The sequence below is a fragment of the Luteolibacter sp. genome, from assembly GCF_058122085.1.
The window spans coordinates 1-19,930 of sequence record NZ_JBIKBQ010000078.1 but is presented as its reverse complement, the minus strand read 5'-3'; the positions used below and the strand labels follow the sequence as shown (position 1 = coordinate 19,930).

Annotated in this window: 18 protein-coding genes, 1 tRNA gene and 2 pseudogenes; 8 read left to right on the top strand and 13 right to left on the bottom strand. The window is 61.5% G+C overall.

All coding sequences use genetic code 11. The annotated features are described in order from the left end of the window. Nucleotides 1-118: 118 nt before the first annotated feature. From AC4DF4_RS12495 to AC4DF4_RS12470, 6 genes and pseudogenes are all read right to left on the bottom strand, one after another. Nucleotides 119-628, bottom strand: a pseudogene (locus AC4DF4_RS12495) (type I restriction-modification system subunit M N-terminal domain-containing protein); the annotation flags it as partial. 526 nt (nucleotides 629-1,154) lie between these two features. Further along, on the bottom strand, nucleotides 1,155-1,862 hold the full coding sequence (locus tag AC4DF4_RS12490; RefSeq protein ID WP_490048437.1) for a 3'-5' exonuclease: 708 nt from the start codon (nucleotides 1,860-1,862) through the stop codon (nucleotides 1,155-1,157). Then, nucleotides 1,862-3,706, bottom strand: a complete 1,845-nt coding sequence (htpG, locus tag AC4DF4_RS12485; protein WP_490048436.1) for a molecular chaperone HtpG — start codon at nucleotides 3,704-3,706, stop codon at nucleotides 1,862-1,864. The genes AC4DF4_RS12490 and htpG overlap by 1 nt, the downstream gene beginning before the upstream one ends. A gap of 449 nt (nucleotides 3,707-4,155) precedes the next feature. Beyond that, on the bottom strand, nucleotides 4,156-4,377 hold the full coding sequence (locus AC4DF4_RS12480) for a hypothetical protein (RefSeq protein ID WP_490048435.1): 222 nt from the start codon (nucleotides 4,375-4,377) through the stop codon (nucleotides 4,156-4,158). Between the two features lie 164 nt (nucleotides 4,378-4,541). Further along, nucleotides 4,542-4,946, bottom strand: a complete 405-nt coding sequence (locus AC4DF4_RS12475) for a type II toxin-antitoxin system VapC family toxin (protein WP_490048434.1) — start codon at nucleotides 4,944-4,946, stop codon at nucleotides 4,542-4,544. Beyond that, nucleotides 4,943-5,152 carry a hypothetical protein gene (locus tag AC4DF4_RS12470; protein WP_490048433.1) on the bottom strand — a complete coding sequence of 70 codons (210 nt, stop codon included), beginning with the start codon at nucleotides 5,150-5,152 and terminating at the stop codon, nucleotides 4,943-4,945. Before AC4DF4_RS12470 ends, AC4DF4_RS12475 begins: the two co-directional genes overlap by 4 nt. Before the next feature lie 190 nt (nucleotides 5,153-5,342). Here AC4DF4_RS12470 and AC4DF4_RS12465 point away from each other — a divergent pair, with 190 nt between their 5' ends. Both AC4DF4_RS12465 and AC4DF4_RS12460 read left to right on the top strand, forming a co-directional pair. After that, nucleotides 5,343-5,699, top strand: coding sequence for a DUF433 domain-containing protein (locus AC4DF4_RS12465; protein WP_490048432.1), 357 nt, complete (start codon nucleotides 5,343-5,345; stop codon nucleotides 5,697-5,699). Next, nucleotides 5,699-6,046: a DUF5615 family PIN-like protein gene (locus AC4DF4_RS12460; protein ID WP_490048431.1), complete on the top strand. Its 348-nt coding sequence runs from the start codon at nucleotides 5,699-5,701 to the stop codon at nucleotides 6,044-6,046. Before AC4DF4_RS12465 ends, AC4DF4_RS12460 begins: the two co-directional genes overlap by 1 nt. Nucleotides 6,047-6,215: 169 nt before the next feature. Here AC4DF4_RS12460 and AC4DF4_RS12455 read toward each other — a convergent pair whose 3' ends face one another. Beyond that, on the bottom strand, nucleotides 6,216-6,839 hold the full coding sequence (locus AC4DF4_RS12455; RefSeq protein ID WP_490048430.1) for a superoxide dismutase: 624 nt from the start codon (nucleotides 6,837-6,839) through the stop codon (nucleotides 6,216-6,218). 106 nt (nucleotides 6,840-6,945) lie between these two features. On the opposite strand from AC4DF4_RS12455, the gene rmuC reads away from it, so the two are divergent. Next, nucleotides 6,946-8,529, top strand: coding sequence for a DNA recombination protein RmuC (rmuC, locus tag AC4DF4_RS12450; RefSeq protein WP_490048429.1), 1,584 nt, complete (start codon nucleotides 6,946-6,948; stop codon nucleotides 8,527-8,529). 14 nt (nucleotides 8,530-8,543) lie between these two features. Here rmuC and AC4DF4_RS12445 read toward each other — a convergent pair whose 3' ends face one another. The 3 genes from AC4DF4_RS12445 to glmM form a co-directional block, all read right to left on the bottom strand. Further along, a complete protein-coding gene (locus AC4DF4_RS12445) occupies nucleotides 8,544-9,158 on the bottom strand; it encodes a hypothetical protein (protein ID WP_490048438.1) in 615 nt (204 codons plus the stop codon). Between the two features lie 185 nt (nucleotides 9,159-9,343). Continuing rightward, nucleotides 9,344-10,027, bottom strand: coding sequence for a hypothetical protein (locus tag AC4DF4_RS12440; RefSeq protein WP_490048428.1), 684 nt, complete (start codon nucleotides 10,025-10,027; stop codon nucleotides 9,344-9,346). A gap of 3 nt (nucleotides 10,028-10,030) precedes the next feature. Next, nucleotides 10,031-11,377, bottom strand: coding sequence for a phosphoglucosamine mutase (gene glmM / locus AC4DF4_RS12435; RefSeq protein WP_490048427.1), 1,347 nt, complete (start codon nucleotides 11,375-11,377; stop codon nucleotides 10,031-10,033). A gap of 181 nt (nucleotides 11,378-11,558) precedes the next feature. Here glmM and AC4DF4_RS12430 point away from each other — a divergent pair, with 181 nt between their 5' ends. Both AC4DF4_RS12430 and AC4DF4_RS12425 read left to right on the top strand, forming a co-directional pair. Beyond that, on the top strand, nucleotides 11,559-11,708 hold the full coding sequence (locus AC4DF4_RS12430) for a hypothetical protein (protein WP_490048426.1): 150 nt from the start codon (nucleotides 11,559-11,561) through the stop codon (nucleotides 11,706-11,708). A gap of 56 nt (nucleotides 11,709-11,764) precedes the next feature. After that, nucleotides 11,765-11,971: a hypothetical protein gene (locus AC4DF4_RS12425; RefSeq protein WP_490048425.1), complete on the top strand. Its 207-nt coding sequence runs from the start codon at nucleotides 11,765-11,767 to the stop codon at nucleotides 11,969-11,971. A gap of 193 nt (nucleotides 11,972-12,164) precedes the next feature. Here the strand turns inward: AC4DF4_RS12425 and AC4DF4_RS12420 are convergent, their stop codons facing one another. The 3 genes and pseudogenes from AC4DF4_RS12420 to AC4DF4_RS12410 all read right to left on the bottom strand — a co-directional run. Next, on the bottom strand, nucleotides 12,165-13,301 hold the full coding sequence (locus tag AC4DF4_RS12420) for a serine hydrolase domain-containing protein (RefSeq protein ID WP_490048424.1): 1,137 nt from the start codon (nucleotides 13,299-13,301) through the stop codon (nucleotides 12,165-12,167). Nucleotides 13,302-13,305: 4 nt separating this feature from the next. Beyond that, nucleotides 13,306-14,589 (bottom strand): AI-2E family transporter, encoded by a 1,284-nt coding sequence (locus AC4DF4_RS12415; RefSeq protein WP_490048423.1) that lies wholly within the window; start codon nucleotides 14,587-14,589, stop codon nucleotides 13,306-13,308. Between the two features lie 134 nt (nucleotides 14,590-14,723). Beyond that, nucleotides 14,724-14,822, bottom strand: a pseudogene (locus AC4DF4_RS12410) (cell filamentation protein Fic); the annotation flags it as partial. 413 nt (nucleotides 14,823-15,235) lie between these two features. Here AC4DF4_RS12410 and AC4DF4_RS12405 point away from each other — a divergent pair. The 3 genes from AC4DF4_RS12405 to AC4DF4_RS12395 all read left to right on the top strand — a co-directional run bounded on the left by AC4DF4_RS12405 (nucleotide 15,236) and on the right by AC4DF4_RS12395 (nucleotide 19,611). Beyond that, nucleotides 15,236-15,323, top strand: a tRNA-Ser gene (locus tag AC4DF4_RS12405). Between the two features lie 222 nt (nucleotides 15,324-15,545). After that, nucleotides 15,546-15,821, top strand: a complete 276-nt coding sequence (locus tag AC4DF4_RS12400) for a hypothetical protein (protein WP_490048422.1) — start codon at nucleotides 15,546-15,548, stop codon at nucleotides 15,819-15,821. Between the two features lie 97 nt (nucleotides 15,822-15,918). Then, nucleotides 15,919-19,611, top strand: a complete 3,693-nt coding sequence (locus AC4DF4_RS12395) for a class I SAM-dependent DNA methyltransferase (RefSeq protein ID WP_490048421.1) — start codon at nucleotides 15,919-15,921, stop codon at nucleotides 19,609-19,611. Nucleotides 19,612-19,930 lie beyond the last annotated feature (319 nt).

Sequence of the window (19,930 nt, the reverse complement as noted above, 5' to 3'; positions counted from 1 at the left end):
CTCCACCGGCCCGTCCCAGCGCGAAAGAGCAATCCGAGCTTGCTGGGGAGATCAAGTTCTCGTATCAAATGTCCATCAGCCAGCCCGCTGAGATTTTAACAATTTAACGGAAAGAAAAATTTCCCCTGTTCTTGATCTTGGCCTCGTAGAGGTGGGAAAGCTCGTGTTTCTCGGTCTGGGAGAGGAAACGCAGCCCGTCAATCGGGTCAATGATGTCCCGCAGATTATACCCACTCTGAATCCGGTTCTTAATCTCAGAAAAAATCTCGCCGATCTTGTATTCGATGGTGTTCGGCCCGCTGGCCTTGGCCTTGAAGCCCTGGAGGTAGGGGAAGAGCTGGCGGTTGACGAAATCCAGCAGGTCGTCGCCGGTGAGGGCGTGGTTGTGATCGAGCTTGCCGGACTTGTCCTTGGGCGCGGCCCAGCTTTCCCAGCGGTAGGGCTTGTCGATGATGTGGCTGTATTTCCTGCCCTCCAGCCGGGCCTCGGTGGCCTTGTCGTGCTCCAGGGCATCGAGGTATTTCAGGAACAGCAGCCAGGAGGTCTGCTCAGTGTAGTCCAGCTCGCTGGAGCATCCGGCGTCCTTGTGCAGGACGTCATCGATGTTTTTAAAGGCTTGTTCGAACATGGGTGCGTGGGAAGCGGGAGCGGGAAAGGGAAAGGGCCGGCATGGACCTTGTCGCCCGCCAAGCTAACTGGCAGGGCCGGGACCTCCAGCGAAAAGGGAAATTAAATGGGCGGGCGGGCGGGCGGAGGGATTGGGTGCCGAAATGGTTCAAACCGGAGAGCCGGAGAGCCGGAGAGCCGGAGAGCCGGAGAGCCGGGGCGGCGGTGCGGTTGAGGAAGCGGAGTCCGTGAAACCATTTCTTTCTCTGCGTCCCTTTGCGGCCTTCGCGCCTTTGCGGTGAACTCTTGGATGAAGAGTAGCCTCCGGCGGGGGAAATGAAGTGGGCGCGCCGCGGCGGGCGGGCCCTACCGGGGGAAAAGTTGGAGCGAGACGCCCCAAGCACGGTCTGCGGCGAGACGCCGCAGCCACGGATTGCAGCCACGGATTGCAGGGACGCATTGCAGGGACGCGGAGGCGGGGTCCCTGTCAGCTTTGAGACGAATCCGGGGAAGTCCTGGCACAAGCGACAGCGCTTGTCGGACCCGTCTTAAAGACGGGCGAGCGGCAGGAACGCGCCGTGCCTCGGCACGCCGTTGAAGGCCCGGTCCAGCCCGAGTCGCTGCCACATCCCCGCCACGGCGCGACCGAGAATTTCCACGTCGCCGCGCGCGTCGTGGCGGCGGATGCCTTGCTGGTCGATCCGCAGGCGGGAAATCAGGTGGTCCAGCGAGTGGCCGGTGCCGCGGGTTTTGCCGAACAACATCTTCGACATGTGGATCGAGTCGATGCTGTGGACCTCGCGCATCGGCAGGCCGTGGCGGCGGCAGGTGGCGGCTAGGAACTTGCTGTCAAAGCGCAGGCCGTTGTGGGCGATGAGGGTGGAGTCCCCCGACCAAACGGCGAACTCGCAGAGCACTTCCTCCGGCCGGCTAGCGTTAGCCACGTGGCGGTTTCCCACGCCGGTGTAACTCTCGATAAACGAGGAGATCGGCCGCCGTGGTTTCGCGAAGCTGGCGAAGGTTTCCTCCGGGCACAAACAGCCCGCCGTGAAGCGCATGGCGGCGATCTGGATGAACTCGTCCTGCTCCGGGTCCAGCCCGGTCGTTTCCAAGTCATAGACCACGAAGGTCTCCCCGGCGTGCTGGCGGTCCGTCCAATAGAACGAGTGCCGGCACTCGGGGCAGTCCACGCGCGTCCCCATCGCGGACTTGGGTCCGGTCAGGCTGTTTTTACACTCGGGGCAGAACGTTTTCATCAGCCCATCGCCTTCTCCATCAGCGTGTTCATCCGGGAAACCGTGTCGCGGGCGTCCTCTAGCAGGCCAGCGGCGATCAGCGAGTTGTCGAGCAGTTGCAGCGCCACCAGCTTCGCCAGCTCCGGGTTGGAATCCTTGGCCTCGGACAACTTCTTGACGAGCGGATGGCGCGGGTTGATTTCCAGCTCCACCTTGATCTCGTCTTTGAAATTCTCGTCCATCGCCTTCATCATCTGGCGCATTTGCGGGCTCATGCCGTCCGTCGGGACGAGCGCAATCACCGGGCTGTCCACCAGCCGCTTGCCGCTTGCGACGGCAGTCACGCGGTCGCCGAGTTCCTGTTTGAGGAACTCGCACAGCGCCGCCGTTTGCTCCTCGGAAAGCGCGTCACCTTCCGGCGCGTGCTCCTCCAGCTCCACACCGCCGTGGCGGATGGAAACGAGCTTCTTGCCATCGAACTCACCGAGCGACTCCACGACGTATTCATCCACCGCGTCGGTGAAATAAATAACTTCCAATCCGCGCGCCTTGAACGCCTCCACGTAAGGGCTGCTTTCAACCTGCTCGCGACCGGCTCCGACCAGATAGTAAATCGACTCCTGCCCGTCCTTCGCCCGCGAGACATAGTCCGTGAAGCCGCAGACCGCGCCCGGTTCTGTCAGCGACGACTCGAAGCGCAGCAGCTTGGCCAGCGCGTCGCGGTTCGGATAGTCCGTGGCGATGCCTTCCTTGAAGAAGCGGTCGAATTTCTTGTAAAAGCCGCGGTATTTCTCCGGATCGGCTTCGGCTTCCTTTTCAAACATCTTGATCACGCGCTTGCTAATGACCGCGCCGAGTTTGCGGATCAGCGCGCTGTCCTGCATCGTTTCCCGCGAGATGTTGAGCGGCAGGTCCGCGCTGTCGACGACGCCCTTCATGAAGCGCATCCAGTCGGGCAGCAGGCCTTTCGGGTCGGCGTCGATGAGCACTTTCTTCGAGTAGAGCGAGACGCCGCCCTCGACCTTGCCGAAGCCCATGCGTTCGGGATTCTCGCTCGGCGCGAAGACCAGCGCGTTGATCGCGATCGGCGCGTCGGCGCTGAAATGAAGGCGGTAGGCCGGCTCGTCCCAGGCCTTGCAGGCGAATTGATAGAACGCCTTGTATTCGTCTTCGGAGATCTCCGACTTGTTCTTCAGCCACAGCGCTTCCACCTCGTTGACGCGGGTGCCGTTGAGGAAAATCGGGAAACCGACGAAATTGCTGTAACGCTCGATGAGATGTTTGATGCGCGTTTCCTCGGCATACTCGCCAAGCTCCTCCTTCAGGTGCATCACGATCTTCACGCCGCGCGACTGGCCGGGCGAATCCTCGATTTCATAACCGGTCTTGCCGTCGCTGATCCAGACGAGCTCCTCGCCGTCCGCGCGCCAGCTGCGGGTGTGGACCTTCACCTCGTCCGCCACCATGAACGCCGAGTAAAACCCGACGCCGAACTGGCCGATCATGTTGCCCGGCGTGCTGCCGCTGTCCTTCACGGACTTGAGAAACGCCTTCGTCCCCGAGTGGGCGATGGTACCCAGGTTCTTCACCAGCTCCTCGCGGGTCATGCCGATGCCGGCGTCCGAAATCGTCAGAGTTTTCGCCTCGGCATCGGTGGTGATGTGGATTTCCAACGGCAAAGTCGGCTCGTGCACGTCCTTCTCGGTGGCCTCGATGTGGCGGAGTTTTTCCATCGAATCCGAAGCGTTGGAAATCAGCTCGCGGAGGAAAATCTCCTTATCGGTGTAGAGGGAGTGGACGACCAGATCGAGCAATTGCTGGATCTCGGCCTGGAAGACGTGTTTTTCGACGGTTGTTTCGCTCATGGTAAAAAAGTGTTGGGGGGTTCCTTGGAACGGCGGGACCATAGCCGGCTGAAGCCGGGTGTCAAAAGTTCGCTACCTCAAAAAGCCGATGCCACTTCTCAGCTTGGAATCCCGCGCCTCGATCGCAAAAACACGCCCGCACCAAGCCCTCTCGCGCCTTCTTTCCATTTCCCTTCGCCTTACCGCCCACCACTTCTCCACAGCTGCTCCAGTGATAATGAAATGAAAGTAGTCAATTGCCACGGGTGAATGCTGCAAAGTTTTCCACTGGTAAATTTTCCAATTCAAAATTTTCCTGAAATGGGTAATTACCACCATAACCTATGGAAAAACGCCGCACCTTCCGCCGCTAATGGACGAGGTTCTTAAGCCCCGGTTCAGGTCTCCATGAACGCTTGAAAGGCTGACGGACAGGCCGTGAATGTGAAGGCGGAATCAGGCATTTCACTTCATTGCCCCCATTTTTCGTTCTGGCAGAGGAATCCGCCGGATCTTGCCCGCGACGGCTCACGCAAAAACTGTTTGGCGCGATACCCGATCCTCTTTTTCATCAAGGCCGCAGATGACTCGGGCAGGACTGCGATCCGGGGCTTCAAATCCGGGGCTTCAAATCCGGAGTTGTCGTCCATGGAGGAAAATAAAAACGCAGCGTGATGGATCAGGAGCAGCAATGACATGGATTGTGAAATTCAAGTGGCGAGACACACTTGCGAACGTGGCGGCGGTTTTCAACCGCCATGCCTGGCAAGATTGACTGGGCATGGCGGTTGGAAACCGCCGCCACGGCTCAGGCTTGTTTTGCCTTCGCCCCCAAATCGGGCGAATCGGGTGCCAGTCACCTCCGTGGAGGCATGATGACCGGGATCATTTCCCGCTGGTTGCGGCGATAGATGCGGAAGTCGCCATCGACCGTGATGACGGGTAGCTGCGGATTGATTTCGCTCATGCGGATCAGGCAGAGGTCGGCGAGATCGGGCTGGCGGTCGGCGTAGCGGCGTGCCAATGCGATGAGTTCCGGGCGGTGGCCCTCGATATCGAAAGCGAGGCGGATCAGCCCGGTTTCCATCATGCGCAGGACGAGTTCGCTATTTTTCAGGTGGTAGGCGGTTTCCGCCAATACGGCCTCGCAAGTGAGAAGAGGTTCGTGAATGTGTTCGGCAAGGGCATAAGCCCACGGGAAATGGAGGTCTTTACGGTTCGCGAAGGCAACCAAGAAGCCTGTGTCGGCGATGCCTGTCACGCTTCGAATCCTTTTTTAAGGCTGAGTTGGTGTGAACCCTCGACACTGCCCGCCAAGTCGAGAAACGGCTGACGTGCCTTTTTTGTGCGCAATTGCTCCAGTTGCTCCCGCACGAGCCTTCCTTTGGGAAGACCGGTGACTCGGGATTCTTCCTCGAGCCATTGAAGCAAGTCCGCTGGCAACCGTAGCGTGATTGTGTTACTCATGTGCAAACATGTAAGACGAAGGACCGTGGGAAGCAAGGGAAATGGAATTCCTTTCATGACACGGGAAACCGCCGCCACGGCTCAGGCTTGTTTTGGCTTCACGGTCTTCTTCGCGGCGACCTTTTTCCCGGGCGCGGCGGGAAGTCGAAGCCGGTCTTGCCTCGCGCCCAAATCCGGCTAATTTGCAGCCATGTCCGCGCTCACTCAGCGAATCGTCAGCGAGATCGAAGCCGCCTCCGAACCCGTTCAGGCGGAGGTGCTCGACTTCGTTCTTTTCGTCAAAGCGCGGGCTGGAATCGCTCCTGAGTCCGGCTCATCCGGCCGAATCCAGCGCAGCCCTGGAGTCTGTGGCGGCGAGGCGTGTGTGGGAATGACCCGCATTGCCGTCTGGATGCTGGAAGAAGCCCGCCGTGCCGGCGTGGGCGAGCTTGATCTTCTCAAGGATTACCCCGGACTGAGCGTCTTTGACCTGGAAGCCGCTTGGCACTACGTCGCAACCCACCGCGAGGAAATTGAACAGGCCATCCGCCTCAATCAGGAAGCCTGATGGCCTCGCTCTACTCCAACGAGAACTTCCCCAAACGTGTCGTCGAGGAACTCCGGCGGCTCGGACATGATGTCCTCACATCCTACGAAGTCGGACGCGCAAATCAGAAGATCCCGGACGATCAAGTCCTGGCATTCGCCACGGAACAACACGGCGTCGTGCTCACCCTGAACCGACTCGACTTCATACGGCTCCACCAGCAAACCCAAGGTGCCCACGCCGGTATTATCGTCTGCACTCGTGATGACGCGAATCTGTTGGCTTTCGCTGAACGCATTCACGCCGCGCTCATGACCAGCCGCAATCCGGCTGGCCAATTGATCCGGGTCGTTCGCCCATCAGCCTGAACCGCACAATTGCCGCTGTCGGTCGTGCCAGCCTGCTGGCGGAACTGGGCGCGGTTTGCTCACAAATATCCCATCCATCCCGCAGCTGGCTGCCGTCAATCCACCCCCACACGAAAAAAAAACGTCCGCCCCAACGGGACGGACGCTCACGAGTGACTTTCAGGAGAAATCAGGCGGCGAAGTTCGCGGCGACCACGTCCCAGTTCACCAGGTTCCAGAACGCGGCGATGTAGTCGGGGCGGCGGTTCTGATAGTTCAGGTAGTAGGCGTGCTCCCAGACGTCGAGGCCGAGGATCGGCTTGCCATCGCACCCGGCGATGGCTGCGCCCATGCACGGGCAGTCCTGGTTGGCGGTGGAGCAAACGGCGAGCGAGCCGTCCGCCTTCTTCACCAGCCACGCCCAGCCGGAGCCGAAGCGGGTGGCACCGGCCTTGGCGAAGGCCTCCTTGAAGGCGTCGAACGAGCCGAAGGCCTTGTCGATCGCCGCCGCGAGCTCGCCGGATGGAGCCTTCGCGCCGCCGGGGGCGATGACTTTCCAGAAAAACGAGTGGTTCGCGTGACCGCCGCCGTTGTTGCGGACCGCGGTGCGGATGTCCTCGGGGATCGAGGCGAGGTCGCCGATGATTTCGCAGAGCGACTTGGCTTCCAGCTCCGGCTTGCCGGCGAGCGCGTTGTTGAGATTGGTGATGTACGCCTGATGGTGCTTCGAGTGATGGATTTCCATCGTGCGGGCGTCGATGTGGGGTTCGAGCGCGTCGTAGGCGTAACCGAGATCTGGGAGTGTGTGGGCCATGAGGATGTGGAGTTTGGTTTGCGTATCGCCAGGCCATCCGATACGACGAATGAGCGAAGCGACCGCCATACGAACCCGGACCGCACGCCATCCGCAAGGACAAACCATGAATCTTCCTCCAGAAATCGCGCCCTATCTCCCGCAAATCATCGCCGCAATCGCCGGACTTTTCGTCGGCTGGCTGTTCACCCGGCTCGCCGCATCCGGAAAAATTTCCGCCGGCACCGAGCGCTTGAAGGCCGAGGAACGCCGCTCCGCGGAAATCGAGGCCCGCCTCGCCCAGTCCGGCTCCGAGGCCCAGCGCAACGAGCAGGACGCCCAGACCTTCCGCAACCAACTCACCGAAATCCGCGCCCGCCTCGACAGCGAAATCAAGGCCGCCGCCGAGAAACAAGCCCTCCTCGAACGCGCCGAAATCAAACTCTCCGACACCTTCAAGGCGCTCTCCGCCGACGCGCTGCGTTCCTCGTCCGAACAATTTCTCCAACTCGCGAAAACCTCGCTCTCCACCCAGACGGAGGAGGCGAAAGGCGACATAGAAAAACGCAAGATCGCCATCGAAACACTGATCAAACCGATGGCCGAGTCGCTCGGGAAATTCGATCTCCGCATCGGCGAGATCGAGAAATCCCGCGAAGGCGCCTACTCCGAGCTACGCGAGCAAGTCCGCGCCCTCGGCGAAGGCCAGCTCGGCTTGCAGCGCGAGACCGCCTCGCTCGTCAAAGCGCTCCGCCAGCCCACCGGCCGCGGCCAGTGGGGCGAAATGCAGCTCCGCCGCGTCGTCGAACTCGCCGGCATGCAAGAGCACTGCGACTTCGAGGTGCAGCACAACTCCACCACTGACGAGGGCAAGAAACTCCGCCCCGACCTGATCGTCCGCCTGCCCGGCGGCAAGATCATCGTCGTCGATTCCAAGACGCCGATGGACGGCTATCTCGACGCGTTGGAAGCCAACGACGACATTATCCGCGAGGAAGCGCTCAACCGCCACGCCCGCCAGGTTAGAACGCACATCCAACAGCTTTCCTCGAAAAACTACATCGCGCAATTCGCCCACACGCCCGAGTTCACCGTGCTGTTCCTGCCGAGCGAGTCCTTCTTCTCCGCCGCGCTCCAAAGCGATCCCGGCCTGATCGAGCGCGGCGTGGACCAAGGCGTGATCCTCGCCACACCCACCACGCTCATCGCGCTTTTACGCGCCGTTTCCTACGGCTGGAGGCAGGAATCGATCGCCGAGAACGCCCGCGAGATTTCCCTGCTAGGCCGCACGCTTCACGAGCGACTCGGGAAACTCGCCGACCATTTCTCCAAACTCGGCCGCTCGCTCGGCAACGCCGTCGAGCAGTATAACAGCGCCATCGGCTCCTTCGAAACCCGCGTCCTCATCACCGCCCGCAAGTTCGAGGAACTCAAGGCCGCGCCGGAAGCCGCCACCATCGCCAACCTCGAACCGGTCGATAAAATCCCGCGTAGCTCGCAGTCCACCGGCGCGCCGCCCGCCGCTCTGGCCGCGCTCGCGAAAGCCAGCGAAGTCGCCGCCCGCCACCAGGAGCCCATCACTCTCACCTTGAACACCGAAGCCGCCGAAGCGCTGCTCGCCCCCGACCAGGACGACGATTTCACCTTCGTCCCCGACCCGCCCGCCAGCGCCCGCAGCGCCGCCGCGGACCTGAGATCGGCGTTGGAGTGAAACGCCGGTCTCACTCATTCCACGGTCACGCTTTTCGCCAGATTCCGCGGCTGGTCGATCTCGCCGCCGCGGAGGCGTGCGACATGATAAGCGAAAAGCTGGAGCGTGACGGCGGCATCAAAGGCGAGCTGGGCGATCTCGCGGGTGACCGGGATGTTGTGGAGGTCGCGGATATCGACGGAATCGGCGCTGACAATGGCGATGTCGTTGTCGTCCAGATAGATCACGCGCTGGGTGTAGGCGACGATGGCGGAAGCGTCGGACGCGATGATGGTTTCTCCCTCGCCGATGCCGATAACGATGGGGCTGCCGCGGCGGGCGGTGATGATCTTGTCCGGCTCGCGGGAGGACAGCACGGCGATGCCGAAGGTGCCCTCGACCTGGTGGAGCGCGTCGCAGACGGCTTGGAAGAGGTCGCCCTTGTCGCAATCCCCTATCAGATGAGAGAGGACTTCGGTGTCGGTCTCGGAGTAGAAGTGATGGCCCTTCCCCTCAAGCCGGGCGCGGAGGGAGCGGTAGTTTTCGATGATTCCGTTGTGGACGAGCGCGATGTCGCCGGACTGGTCGAGGTGCGGGTGGGCGTTGACCTCGGTTGGCGGGCCGTGGGTGGCCCAGCGGGTGTGGGCGATGCCGGTGGTGGCGCGCTGGAAAAGCTCGGGCGTCCACTCGGCGTGGGCGCGGATGAAGAGAGGGATGGAAGATGGTTGGATTCAGGGATTATGGAGAAGCACGCCTGTTCCGCGCAACTTTTCCACTGCCTCTGGTATTGATTCCGAATCTGCGTCCATCTGTGTTCATCTGCGGTTTGAATTTCTTAATCTTGAGATTGAATGTCGTGCTGGACGATTTCGCCGGGGCGAGTGGTGGTGTTGGGCCAGAATTTGCGGCCCGGATAGATGGAGGTGTTGATGCCGGTGTGGACACCGTCGCCGATGATGGTGCCGAACTTGCGGCGACCGGTATCGACGAGCACGCCACCAACCATCGAGCGGTGGTTCTTGCCGTCGTGGCGGAGGTTGGAGGTGGTGGTGCCGGCGCCGAGGTTGACCTTCTCGCCGAGCACCGAGTCGCCGATGTAGGAGAGGTGGCCGACGTTGGTGTGGGAGAGTATCAGGCAGTTTTTGATCTCGACGGACTGGCCGATGTGGCAGTTGTCGCCGATGCTGGTATTGCCGCGGATGTAGCAGTTAGGGCCGATCTTGCAGTTCGCGCCGATGACGACATTTCCCTCGATGAAGACTCCGGGGAGAATGCGGGTGCCGGGGCCGATGTGGACGATGCCTTCGATGACGGCGGAAGGGTGGACGTCGCCTTGGATGGAGTTTTCCGTGAGGGAGGAAACGTAGAGCTCGTTAGCGCGGAGAAGATCCCATGGGTAGCGGATCGGCGGGAAGCCGGGGTTTCCTGAGTGCTGCGATAGCGGGATGTTTCCAACAGGAAAACCCTCGATTTCCCGTGTGAGGGAGAGCGAGCAGGGATAGGTCGGTTCGTCAGACATGGTTCAGCCGATTTCCTCGTGGATGGCGGTCGAGAATCTGGCGACCCACGAGCGGACTTCATCAAGCTCGCGGTGTTCGACGAGAACGCGAATTTTGTTTTCCGTGCCGGAGTAACGGATCAAATGGCGGCCGTTCTCGCCGAACTCGGCGGTGGCCTCGTTCATGAGTTTTTGCAGCTTGGGCAGGGAATCCAGGGGCGGTTTGGACGGCACGGTCATGTTGGCGAGCTGCGTCGGATACTCGTGCATCACGTTGGCGAGCTGGGCGAGCGTGGCCTTGCGCCCGATCATCATGCGGAGCACTTGGAGCGCGCTAAGAATGCCGTCGCCAGTGGTGACGTGGTCGCCGAAGATCAGGTGGCCGGAATTCTCGCCGCCGAACGAATAGCCGTTTTTCCGCATGCATTCGATGACGCTGCGGTCGCCGACGGCGGTGATTTCCACGCGGATGCCTTGCTGTTTCATGGCTTCGATCAGGCCGAGATTGCTCATCACGGTGGCGACGAGCGTGTCGTGTTTGAGCTTCCCCTGCTCCTTCAGGCCGATGGCGCAAAGCCCGAGAATGCGGTCGCCGCTGACGACCTGGCCGGTCGCATCGGTGAAAATGACGCGGTCGGCGTCGCCGTCGAAGGAAATGCCGATATCGGCGTTGTGCTTGCGGACGAGCGCCCCCGCGGCTTCGGGATGGAGCGCGCCGCAGCCCTCGTTGATGTTGAGACCGTCCGGTTCGTTGCTGACGGTGATCACTTCGGCGCCGAGCTCTTTGAAAATGAGCGGACCGATGAAATAGGCGGCACCGTTTCCGCAATCGACGACGATTTTCAGCCCGTGCAGCGAGATGTTGTCGGCGGTGTGTTTCGCAAACTCGATGTAGCGGCCGCGGGCGTCGTCGATCCGGTGGGCCTTGCCGATTTGCGCGGGCGGCAAAGGCGCTGCCTCGGGTTCGTCGCCCATGATGTGGCGCTCGATGAGGCTCTCGATGTCGTCGGACAGCTTGTAACCGTCAGGCCCGAAAATTTTCATCCCGTTGTCCTCATATGGGTTGTGGGAAGCGGTGATCATGATGCCGGCGGCAGCTCCCATCGATTTGGTCAAATGCGCGACCGCCGGCGTGGGCATCGGGCCGACGAGGTAAACGTCCATTCCCATCGAGACGAGGCCGCTGGTGAGGGCGGTTTCCAGCATGTAGCCGGAAATCCGGGTGTCCTTGCCGATGAGCACGCGATTGCGTCTCGGGCCGGAGGAACGCAGCACGTTGGCAACCGCCTTGCCCATCCGCAGAGAGACTTCGGCAGTGATCGGGAATTCGTTGACGCGGCCGCGGATGCCGTCGGTTCCAAATAATTTCATGGTGTGTTTCAATGAGTTCGAACAAACCGGACTGTTCAAAAAAAACTGAACGAATCAAGATAAAACCCCATGGAACGCGGGTTCCATCAGGGCGTTTGGCCTGAGCCTTTTGATCCCTTGCAATTGCTTGAAAGAAATCAGGGCAAAAAAAGAGGCACAAAAATGCTGGATTAGCCTCGTCATGAAAGACAGTCCGACGGCTTTCCCGTCATGCGGCGTCCAGCGCCGCCTCGCTCCGCATCCGCACCGCCGCCCCCCCGCCGACTTGCAGATCGCCCACGGTTTGCTTGATGAAGAGCACCTGCTCGGCGAGGGGGCGCGAGGCGGGTGACCGGCTTTGTCAGTCCATCCTCGAGGAAAACGAGATTGTCGCCGTACTCATCTGGTGTGCCGATCTGGTGTGCCGCGGCATGGCATCTCCAAGACCGCGACACCAAAGGCTTCTCCCAGGACCACACCGATTATTACCTGCCCAGCGGCCGCCCGAAAAAACTCTGGCTCAAACCCCTCGCCAAAAACGCCTGCACAAATGGCGGGCAGGATGTTGTCGAGGGGCGGGCGCGGGAGAGGCGCACTGGAAGGTATGGAGGATGAGTCTGCCATGGTGATGTAGGGGTGAGTTGAGGGATTGATAGCTGCTTGATAGTGTTTCGGCAAAACTTTGCACGGAGGCCTTCCTCCATTACACGGAGTGGTTTCTCCATGCTGAGGACGAATAAATCCATGCCAAGGATAGGCGTTTCCATGCGAAGGAGAGACATCTCCATCCCAATGAGAGCCACCTTCCTCAAACCTCGGAGAACAACGCGTCCACCATTTCCAGGCACTTCACACCGGGCATCACGCTCAGGTCCATTTGGTTCATCACGTAGGCGAAGGAAATCCCGGTCGCCGGATCACCGAGCGCATGACTGCCGCCCGCGCCCGGATGGCCGAAGGCGGCGAGCGACGGGCCGTAAATGTGGCGGATCTTGCCGCCGGATTCATCCAGCGGATCCTGCTGAGCGCCGCAGGTGAATGTCGTCGGCCGGAGCAGCACGCGGTCGTCCCCGGACGTCTGCGGCGTGGCGAGCGCCTGCCGCACCGCCGGGGAAAGCGGGCTCTCGATCGAGCCGATGGCCGCTTGATAGAATTTCGCCAGCGCCGAGGCGGTGCCCACCCCGCCGAGCGCGGGCAGGCCGGCGGACCAGGCGCGGGGCTCGTTCATTTCATGGATCGCATGCAGCCCGCGCGGCGACGAGAAGGCCCGGCGGGTGAAGGTGCCGGAGGTCGTGAGTTGTTTGTAAAACGCGTCCGCCAGATCGTCCTTGCCGGCCTTGCCCGGATAGAGCCGGGCGACCCGCGGCCACTCGCTTTCCGGCAGGCCGATCCAGAAATCCAGACCGAGCGGCGCGGCGATTTCTTCCCGCCAGAAACTGCCGAGCGACTGCCCGGTGAGGCGGCGCACCGGCTCGTCCACCAGCGCGCCGAAGGTCCGCGGGTGATAGCCCTGCCCGTCCCCGAGCTTCCACGCCGGCACCTGCGCTTCGATGGCCGCAAGCACCTCTGCATGCTCCAGGACGCCCGCCTTCTGGTCCAGCGCGGCCAGCCCGCATTGATGCGACAGCAGGTGGGAAAACCGCGCTTCCGCCACGGGGAACGCTGGCCAGACCTCGCGCACGGGAGTTTCAGCGGAAAGCCCCCGGCTCTCCAAGGCCAACAGCAGACTCGCCGCCGCCGGGACTTTCGTCGCCGAATAAACCGGCACCAAGGTGTCCACCGTCCACTCGCGGAGCTGCTCCCGCTCGCACCAGCCGTGGCCGTGTGATATCATCTCCGTCCCATCCCACCAGATGCTGATAGAAGCACCCAGCTCGCCGCGGTCGCGGAAATTCCGCTCGAAGACTTCCAGCACTTTGCCTAACACCGAGGAGCACACCGCCATGCCGCTATGTGTCCGATGCCGGCGACTCGCGCAATCCCGAACTGTCACCAGGCAGCGGCTCGCCATCCTGTCCGACGGCCGCCGAGGACCATTCCTCGATCAACCGGAACGCCACCGCCAGCAGCGTGGGACCGAGGAAAACCCCCACCAGCCCGAACGACAAGGCCCCGCCGATGACGCCGCAGAAGATCAGTACGAACGGCATCTTGCTGCCCTGGCTGATGAGATACGGCCGCAAAAAATTGTCCACACTGCTGATTCCGAGCCCCCCCCAGACCAGCATGAAAACCGCCATCCCCGGCTTGTCCTGGGCGAACAGCCACATCGCCGCCGGCAGCCAAATCATCGGCGGGCCGAACGGGATGACCGCCAGGAAAAACGTCAGCACCGAGAGCAGCACCGCGCCCGGCAGCCCGGCGATCCAGAAGCCGAGCCCCGCGACCAGCGCCTGCGCGATCGCCGTTCCGAGAATTCCGTAAATCACGCCGCGCACCGTGCCGCCCGCCACCTTGATCAAGTGCCGGCCGCGGCCGCCCGCCAGACGGTCCATCGAGACGGCGAGCCGCTCTGATAGCATCGGCGCGTCCCGTAACAGGAAAAACGCCAGGAACGCGCTCAGCAGAATCTGTGTGACCCCCTGCCCCACCGCCACACCCACGGCGATCAACCAGGATTTCGCCCATGCCAGGAATTTCCCTAGCAAAACAACGATGTGCGGCGGGTTCTGCGCGGCGTCCGCCTCCCCGGCCTTTTCTTCAACCTCGTCCACCATCGGTGGCGGCGCTTCCTGCACCACGAAGTCGTCACCGCTCTCCACCACGATCTTCGGCCTCGGCGGCGTCTTCACCTCCTTGTCGAGCTGCTCCATCCAGCGCTTGCGGTCCTCCGCGAAATTCGACCAATACACTCCCAGCTCCTTGCCCACCAGCGGCGTCTGCTCCACCCACGCCGGAGCCTGGTCCGGGGCCGCCATGAACCATTTCCGCGTCGCCTCCGCCAGATCCTTGCCGTCCTGGGCGATGCTGAACCCGATCAGGAAAATCGGCCCGCCCAACAGCACCGTTACGGTTAGGGTCACGAAACAAGCCGCCAAAGTCCGCGAACCGCGGAACCAACGGGTGAAAACCCGCTGCAAGGGATAGAGCGAATAAGTCAGGATGGTCGCCCACAACAAGGCCGTCATGAACGGCCTGAGCACGGACACGCAGCCCGCCAGAAGCAGCAGCAAAGCCAGGCCACCCAGCATGGGTTCGATCTTAAAGCGCTTGTTCTTCTCCTCGGATGCCATGGATTGCGGGGAGGCTAATCAGATTTTTCCCGAATCGCCAGCGAGTTTCGCGAGGTTTTTCAACTCGCCGGGTTGGACGCGCCTGAAGTATCCGAACCAACCTGATCAGACGTCCCCCACGGCTTCGCTTGAATTGACATCATCTTCTGCGTCAGCCAGATGCTCTCATCCTCGTAACGCATTTCGACGCTGGCCTCCGAGTTTCCGCCCGCCGCCACAAAGGTCAGATACAATGCCGCATTTTACCGATTTTTTGGCGGAGTGAGGGGTGGCCTCAGGGGGCGCTTGGTCTGGTGGTCGTCTGTGCACACGGAGCCGGGAAGGGAGCGATAGCGACCGGCGGATCTGGAGGCCGTCGAGCAAAGCGGGAGCCGCGGGAGGGCGGCCTTGCTGACTGCGGATCGGCCGGGTGGTGTGCGCGGGGGGGAATGCGAGTGCCAACGAGCCATGCTTGCGAACTGGCGCGGGAAACGGGCATGCGTTGCGGAACGGCTCATCGAACGTCGTTGCATCATCGAACGGATTGGAAAGATTGAGTCGTTGCAAAGATGTCGCCAAGAACGCTTGCCATTGAGCGCGATCCGGGCGTAAAAACCGCCAACCGGGTTGCCGGACGTAAAGTCCGGGAGCTCAGGCAGCCAATACCGGAGGGGTGGTAGAGTGGTCGATTGCGCCAGTCTTGAAAACTGGAGAGCCGAAAGGTTCCGTGGGTTCGAATCCCACCCCCTCCGCCATTTTAAAACCCTGAAAAACAAAGGGTTACAGCGAAAAACCTAGCGGAAATCAGGCAAGCCTGAACAGGTGTTCAAATGCGCCAAATCGCGCCAAAATGCACGAATAAGGGTCGGAAATCTGTAACCAATCTGTAACCACCGTTTCCGACCCGGTTGTCCACTCCCCCGCGCCCGGCGGCGCAGGCGGTGGACGGGCAGACGGATTTCGGGTAGCCTCACCCCATGGAACTCGATTGGCGCGGCAGACTGATTTTGCGGACACTACAAGCGGGAGGCACGATCCGGGAATCGGCGGCGGCGGTTGGCATCACCCGCCAAGCGGTCCTCAAACGGAAGAACGCATCCCCCGCCTTCGCTCAAGCCGTCGCGGCAGCGCGGGAGACAGGCAAGGTCGAGCGCACCTTCCGCCTGTGGCTACGTCACCCGTTCCGGGGCAAGCGACCTCCCACGGGCAAGGGGCGTGGCGGAGTGCCTCGCTTCACCTACGGCAGCAGGTAGCGCATGGAAGGGTGATCAAACGATCGTTTGATTCCTTCGGATCTCGAAACCACCCCATCACGAACATCGTCATCTCGATGCTCGCTCTTGCCTCCCCATGGTGAACCTGTTGGACTCCATCCGCTTCCACGGCAAAGGAATGAACCCCAGCCGCGCCCTCCCACTTTCCCACCTCATGCCCGCCACTCCCGCGCAAGTCACCGCCTTCATCACCCGCTGGGAAACCTCCGGTGCCGCCGAGCGGGCGAACTACCAGATGTTCCTCTCCGAACTCTGCGACATCATCGGCGTCCCGCGCCCGGACCCAACCGCACCCGAGACCGCGAAGAACCGTTACGTCTTCGACCGCGCCATCACCCGCATCAACCCGGACGGCTCCACCTCCACCAATTACATCGACCTCTACAAGGCCGGGCATTTCGTCAACGAAACCAAGCAAGGCCTCTCCGCCGACGCCTCCGCCGACGAACTCGCCAAACCCACCGCCACCAAGACCGGCCACGGCAAACGCGGCACGCTCGCCTTCGACAAAGCCCTCGAACGCGCCTTCCACCAAGGGCGCGGCTACATCACCGCCCTGCCTGCCGACGAAGGCCGCCCGCCATTCCTCATCGTTTGCGATGTCGGCCACAGCATCGACCTCTACGCCGAGTTCACCTGCACCGGCGGCCAATACGAACGCTTCCCCGATCCCGTTTCGTATCGCATCACCCTGCCGGACCTCCATCGCCCGGAAATCCGCGAACGCCTCCGCAAGGTCTGGCTCGATCCCCATTCGCTCGATCCCTCGAAAGTCGCCGCCAAAGTCACCCGCGACATCGCCAGCCGCCTCGCCCTCCTAGCCAAGTCCCTCGAAGCCGACGGCCACGCCCTCCAAGTCATCGCCGGATTCCTCCAGCGCAGCCTCTTCACCATGTTCGCCGAGGACGTGGGCCTGTTGCCCGAGGATGGATTCAAAACCCTGCTCGAACGGGCCAAGGAAAACCCGCGCGGCTTCCCGGTCCTCATCTCCGGCCTGTGGAAGGAAATGGCCACCGGCACCCATTACTCCGCCCTTCTCTTCAAGGAAATCGCCCACTTCAACGGCGGCCTGTTTGAAAACACCACCGCCCTCCCGCTCTCCGCCGCGCAGCTCGACATGCTCGCCGATGCCGCCGCCACCGATTGGAGCGGCGTCGAGCCCTCCATCTTCGGCACCTTGTTAGTCCGCGCCCTCGATCCCCGCGAACGCCACAAGCTCGGTGCGGAGTTCACCCCGCGCTCCTACGTCGAGCGCCTCATCCGCCCCACCATCATCGGCCCGCTGCGGGACGAGTGGGATGCCGTCCGCATCGCCGCCGCCACCCTCCACGACGAGGCCGACCAAGCCGACATCCAAGCCGACCAACTCGAAGCCGACGCCAAAGCGAAAATGCTAACCGGTGCCTCCGCCGCCGCGAAACAACTCGGAGCCGACGCCGCCCGCCTCCGCAAGGATGCCGACAAGAAAGATGCCGAAGCCCTCGCCCAAGTCATCGCCTTCCACCGCTACCTCTGCGGCCTCACCGTCATCGACCCCGCCTGCGGCACCGCGAACTTTCTCTACGTCACCATGGAGCACATGAAGCGGCTCGAAGCCGAGGTGCTTCAACTCATCGACGCGCTGGGTGGAAACGCCGGGATGGAAATGCAGGGTTTCCGCGTCCGCCCCGAGCATTTCATCGGCCTCGAACTCAACAAACAGGCCGTTGCCATCGCCCAACTCGTCCTCTGGATCGGCTACTTCCAATGGCAGCACAAGACCACCGGCAAAGCCGACACCGGCGACCGCCCGTTGCTCCCGAAAGACCGCAGCATCTTCGAGCAAGATGCCGTGCTCGCCTATGACGAGCGCGTCCCCCGCCGCGATCCCGAAACCCACGAAATCCTCACCGTCTGGGACGGCCACAGCACCAAACCGCATCCCATCACCGGCAAGGAAGTCCCTGACGAATCCGCCCGCACCGTGCTCTTCGATTACATCAACCCGCGCCGCGCCGAATGGCCGAAGGCAGATTACATCGTGGGAAATCCGCCGTTCATCGGGGCCTCCCGGATGCGCGAAGCCTTGGGCGACGGCTATGTGGAAGCCTTGCGAAAAGCATGGAAAGGCGACGTGCCCGAGTCCTCCGACTTCGTCATGTTCTGGTGGCGCAAAGCCGCCGAACTCGTCCGCGATGGCAAAGCCAACCGCTTCGGCTTCATCACCACCAATTCCATCCATCAGACATTCAACCGCCGCGTGATCGAGCCCTTCGTAGCAGCGGGGAAAAAGCCACTCCACCTCGCCTACGCCATTCCCGACCACCCATGGATCGACTCCGCCGACGGCGCTGCCGTCCGCATCGCCATGACCGTCGCCGCCCCCGGCCATGCAGAGGGCATCCTCGAAAAAGTCGTCGCCGAGCAAGCCCACGAAGACGGCGAGCACGAAGTGTCGCTCTCAAGGAGTGGTGGCGTCCTCGCCGCCAATCTTCAAATCGGCGCGGACCTAACATCGTGTGGACATCTCCAAGCAAACAGCGAGTTGAGCTCTCCTGGAATGGAGCCTCACGGTCTCGATTTCCTCGTATCGCACAGTCAAGCTGTTGAGCTTGGTCTCGGCAAGCGGCATGATCTAGAAAATCACATTCGTCCCTATCTCAATGGCCGTGACATTATGGCTGCCAACCGATCACTTTGGGCTCTTGATTTCTTTGGGCTATCACAAGACGAACTCGCCGATCGCTATCCCGAATGCTTCCAGTGGTTGCTGGTCCACATCAAACCACACCGAGATCAAAACCCACGCCCAACACGAAAAAACAACTGGTGGATTTTTGGAGAGCCATGCCCGGCCTGGCGGGCGATGGCAGTGGGTCTCTCGCGCTACATTGTAACCGTCAAAACAACACGTCGTCGCTTTTTCTCGTTTCTCGATGCAACCATTTTGCCTGATAGCAAGCTCATCGCATTTGCAATGGATGATGCTCATGATCTAGGGATTCTTTCCTCTCTGCCGCATCTTATCTGGGCGGAGACAACAGGATCAAAACTTGGAGTCGGAAACGATCCGACATATGTTAAATCAGTGTCGTTCAGCGCCTTCCCATTCCCCGCGCTCGACGAAGGCGCACTCAAGCAGCGCATCCGCGACCTTGGCGAGCGCCTCGACGCACACCGCAAACGCCAACAAGCGCAGCATCCCGACCTCACGCTCACCGGCATTTACAACGTCCTCGAAAAACTCCGTTCCGGCGAAGCCCTGAACGCCAAGGACAAGATCATCCACGACCAAGGCCTCGTCTCCGTCCTCAAACAGCTTCACGACGACCTCGACGCCGCCGTCCTCGAAGCCTACGGCTGGACCGGCATCGCACCCGCCACACCGCCCGCCGACATCCTCGCCAGCGGCGGTCCGGATGCCGAGGCGCTCGAACAAGCCATCCTCACCCGCCTCGTCACCCTCAACCACGAGCGCGCCGCTGAAGAAAAGCGCGGCCACGTCCGTTGGCTCCGCCCGGATTTCCAAGCTCCCGGCGCTGCCACTGCCAAACAGTCCGAAATCGGCCTCTCCGCAGACGACGACACCCCGGACACCGCCGTCCCCATTGTCATCCTCGACTGGCCCGCCGATCTCCCCGCCCAAGTCGCCGCCGTCCGCAAACTCCTGCCCACCATCGGCCAAGACCCCGAATCCCTCGCCGCCTGCTTCGGACGCAAAAACAAAAAGCGCACCGATCAAATCACCGCCATCCTCGCCACCCTCAAGGCGCTTGGTCTTATCGCGTGAACGGTATCGAAGTCCGCATCAGACCGGCCCGGTCACTTGCGCGGCCCGCTGATCCGCCCGGATAAAGATCAGCGAGGGGTATGCCTTTGGCCAAAAGCCATTGCTCTCCGGAGGGCCTCCGGTGAAATAAGAGACGGCTGTTCCAGTAGCCTTTTTCAAGGGGCCGGGTTCCATCTGCAAGTTCAGGTGAGACAGGAAGAGGATTTTTTTTCGTTAAAATGTTAAAATCGATTGGTGCTGGTTGATCGGGCGATGTTCCGACATCGCCTGTTTGAACAAACGTTTCAAATCAACCAACACCATGAGTAAACAGACAGGG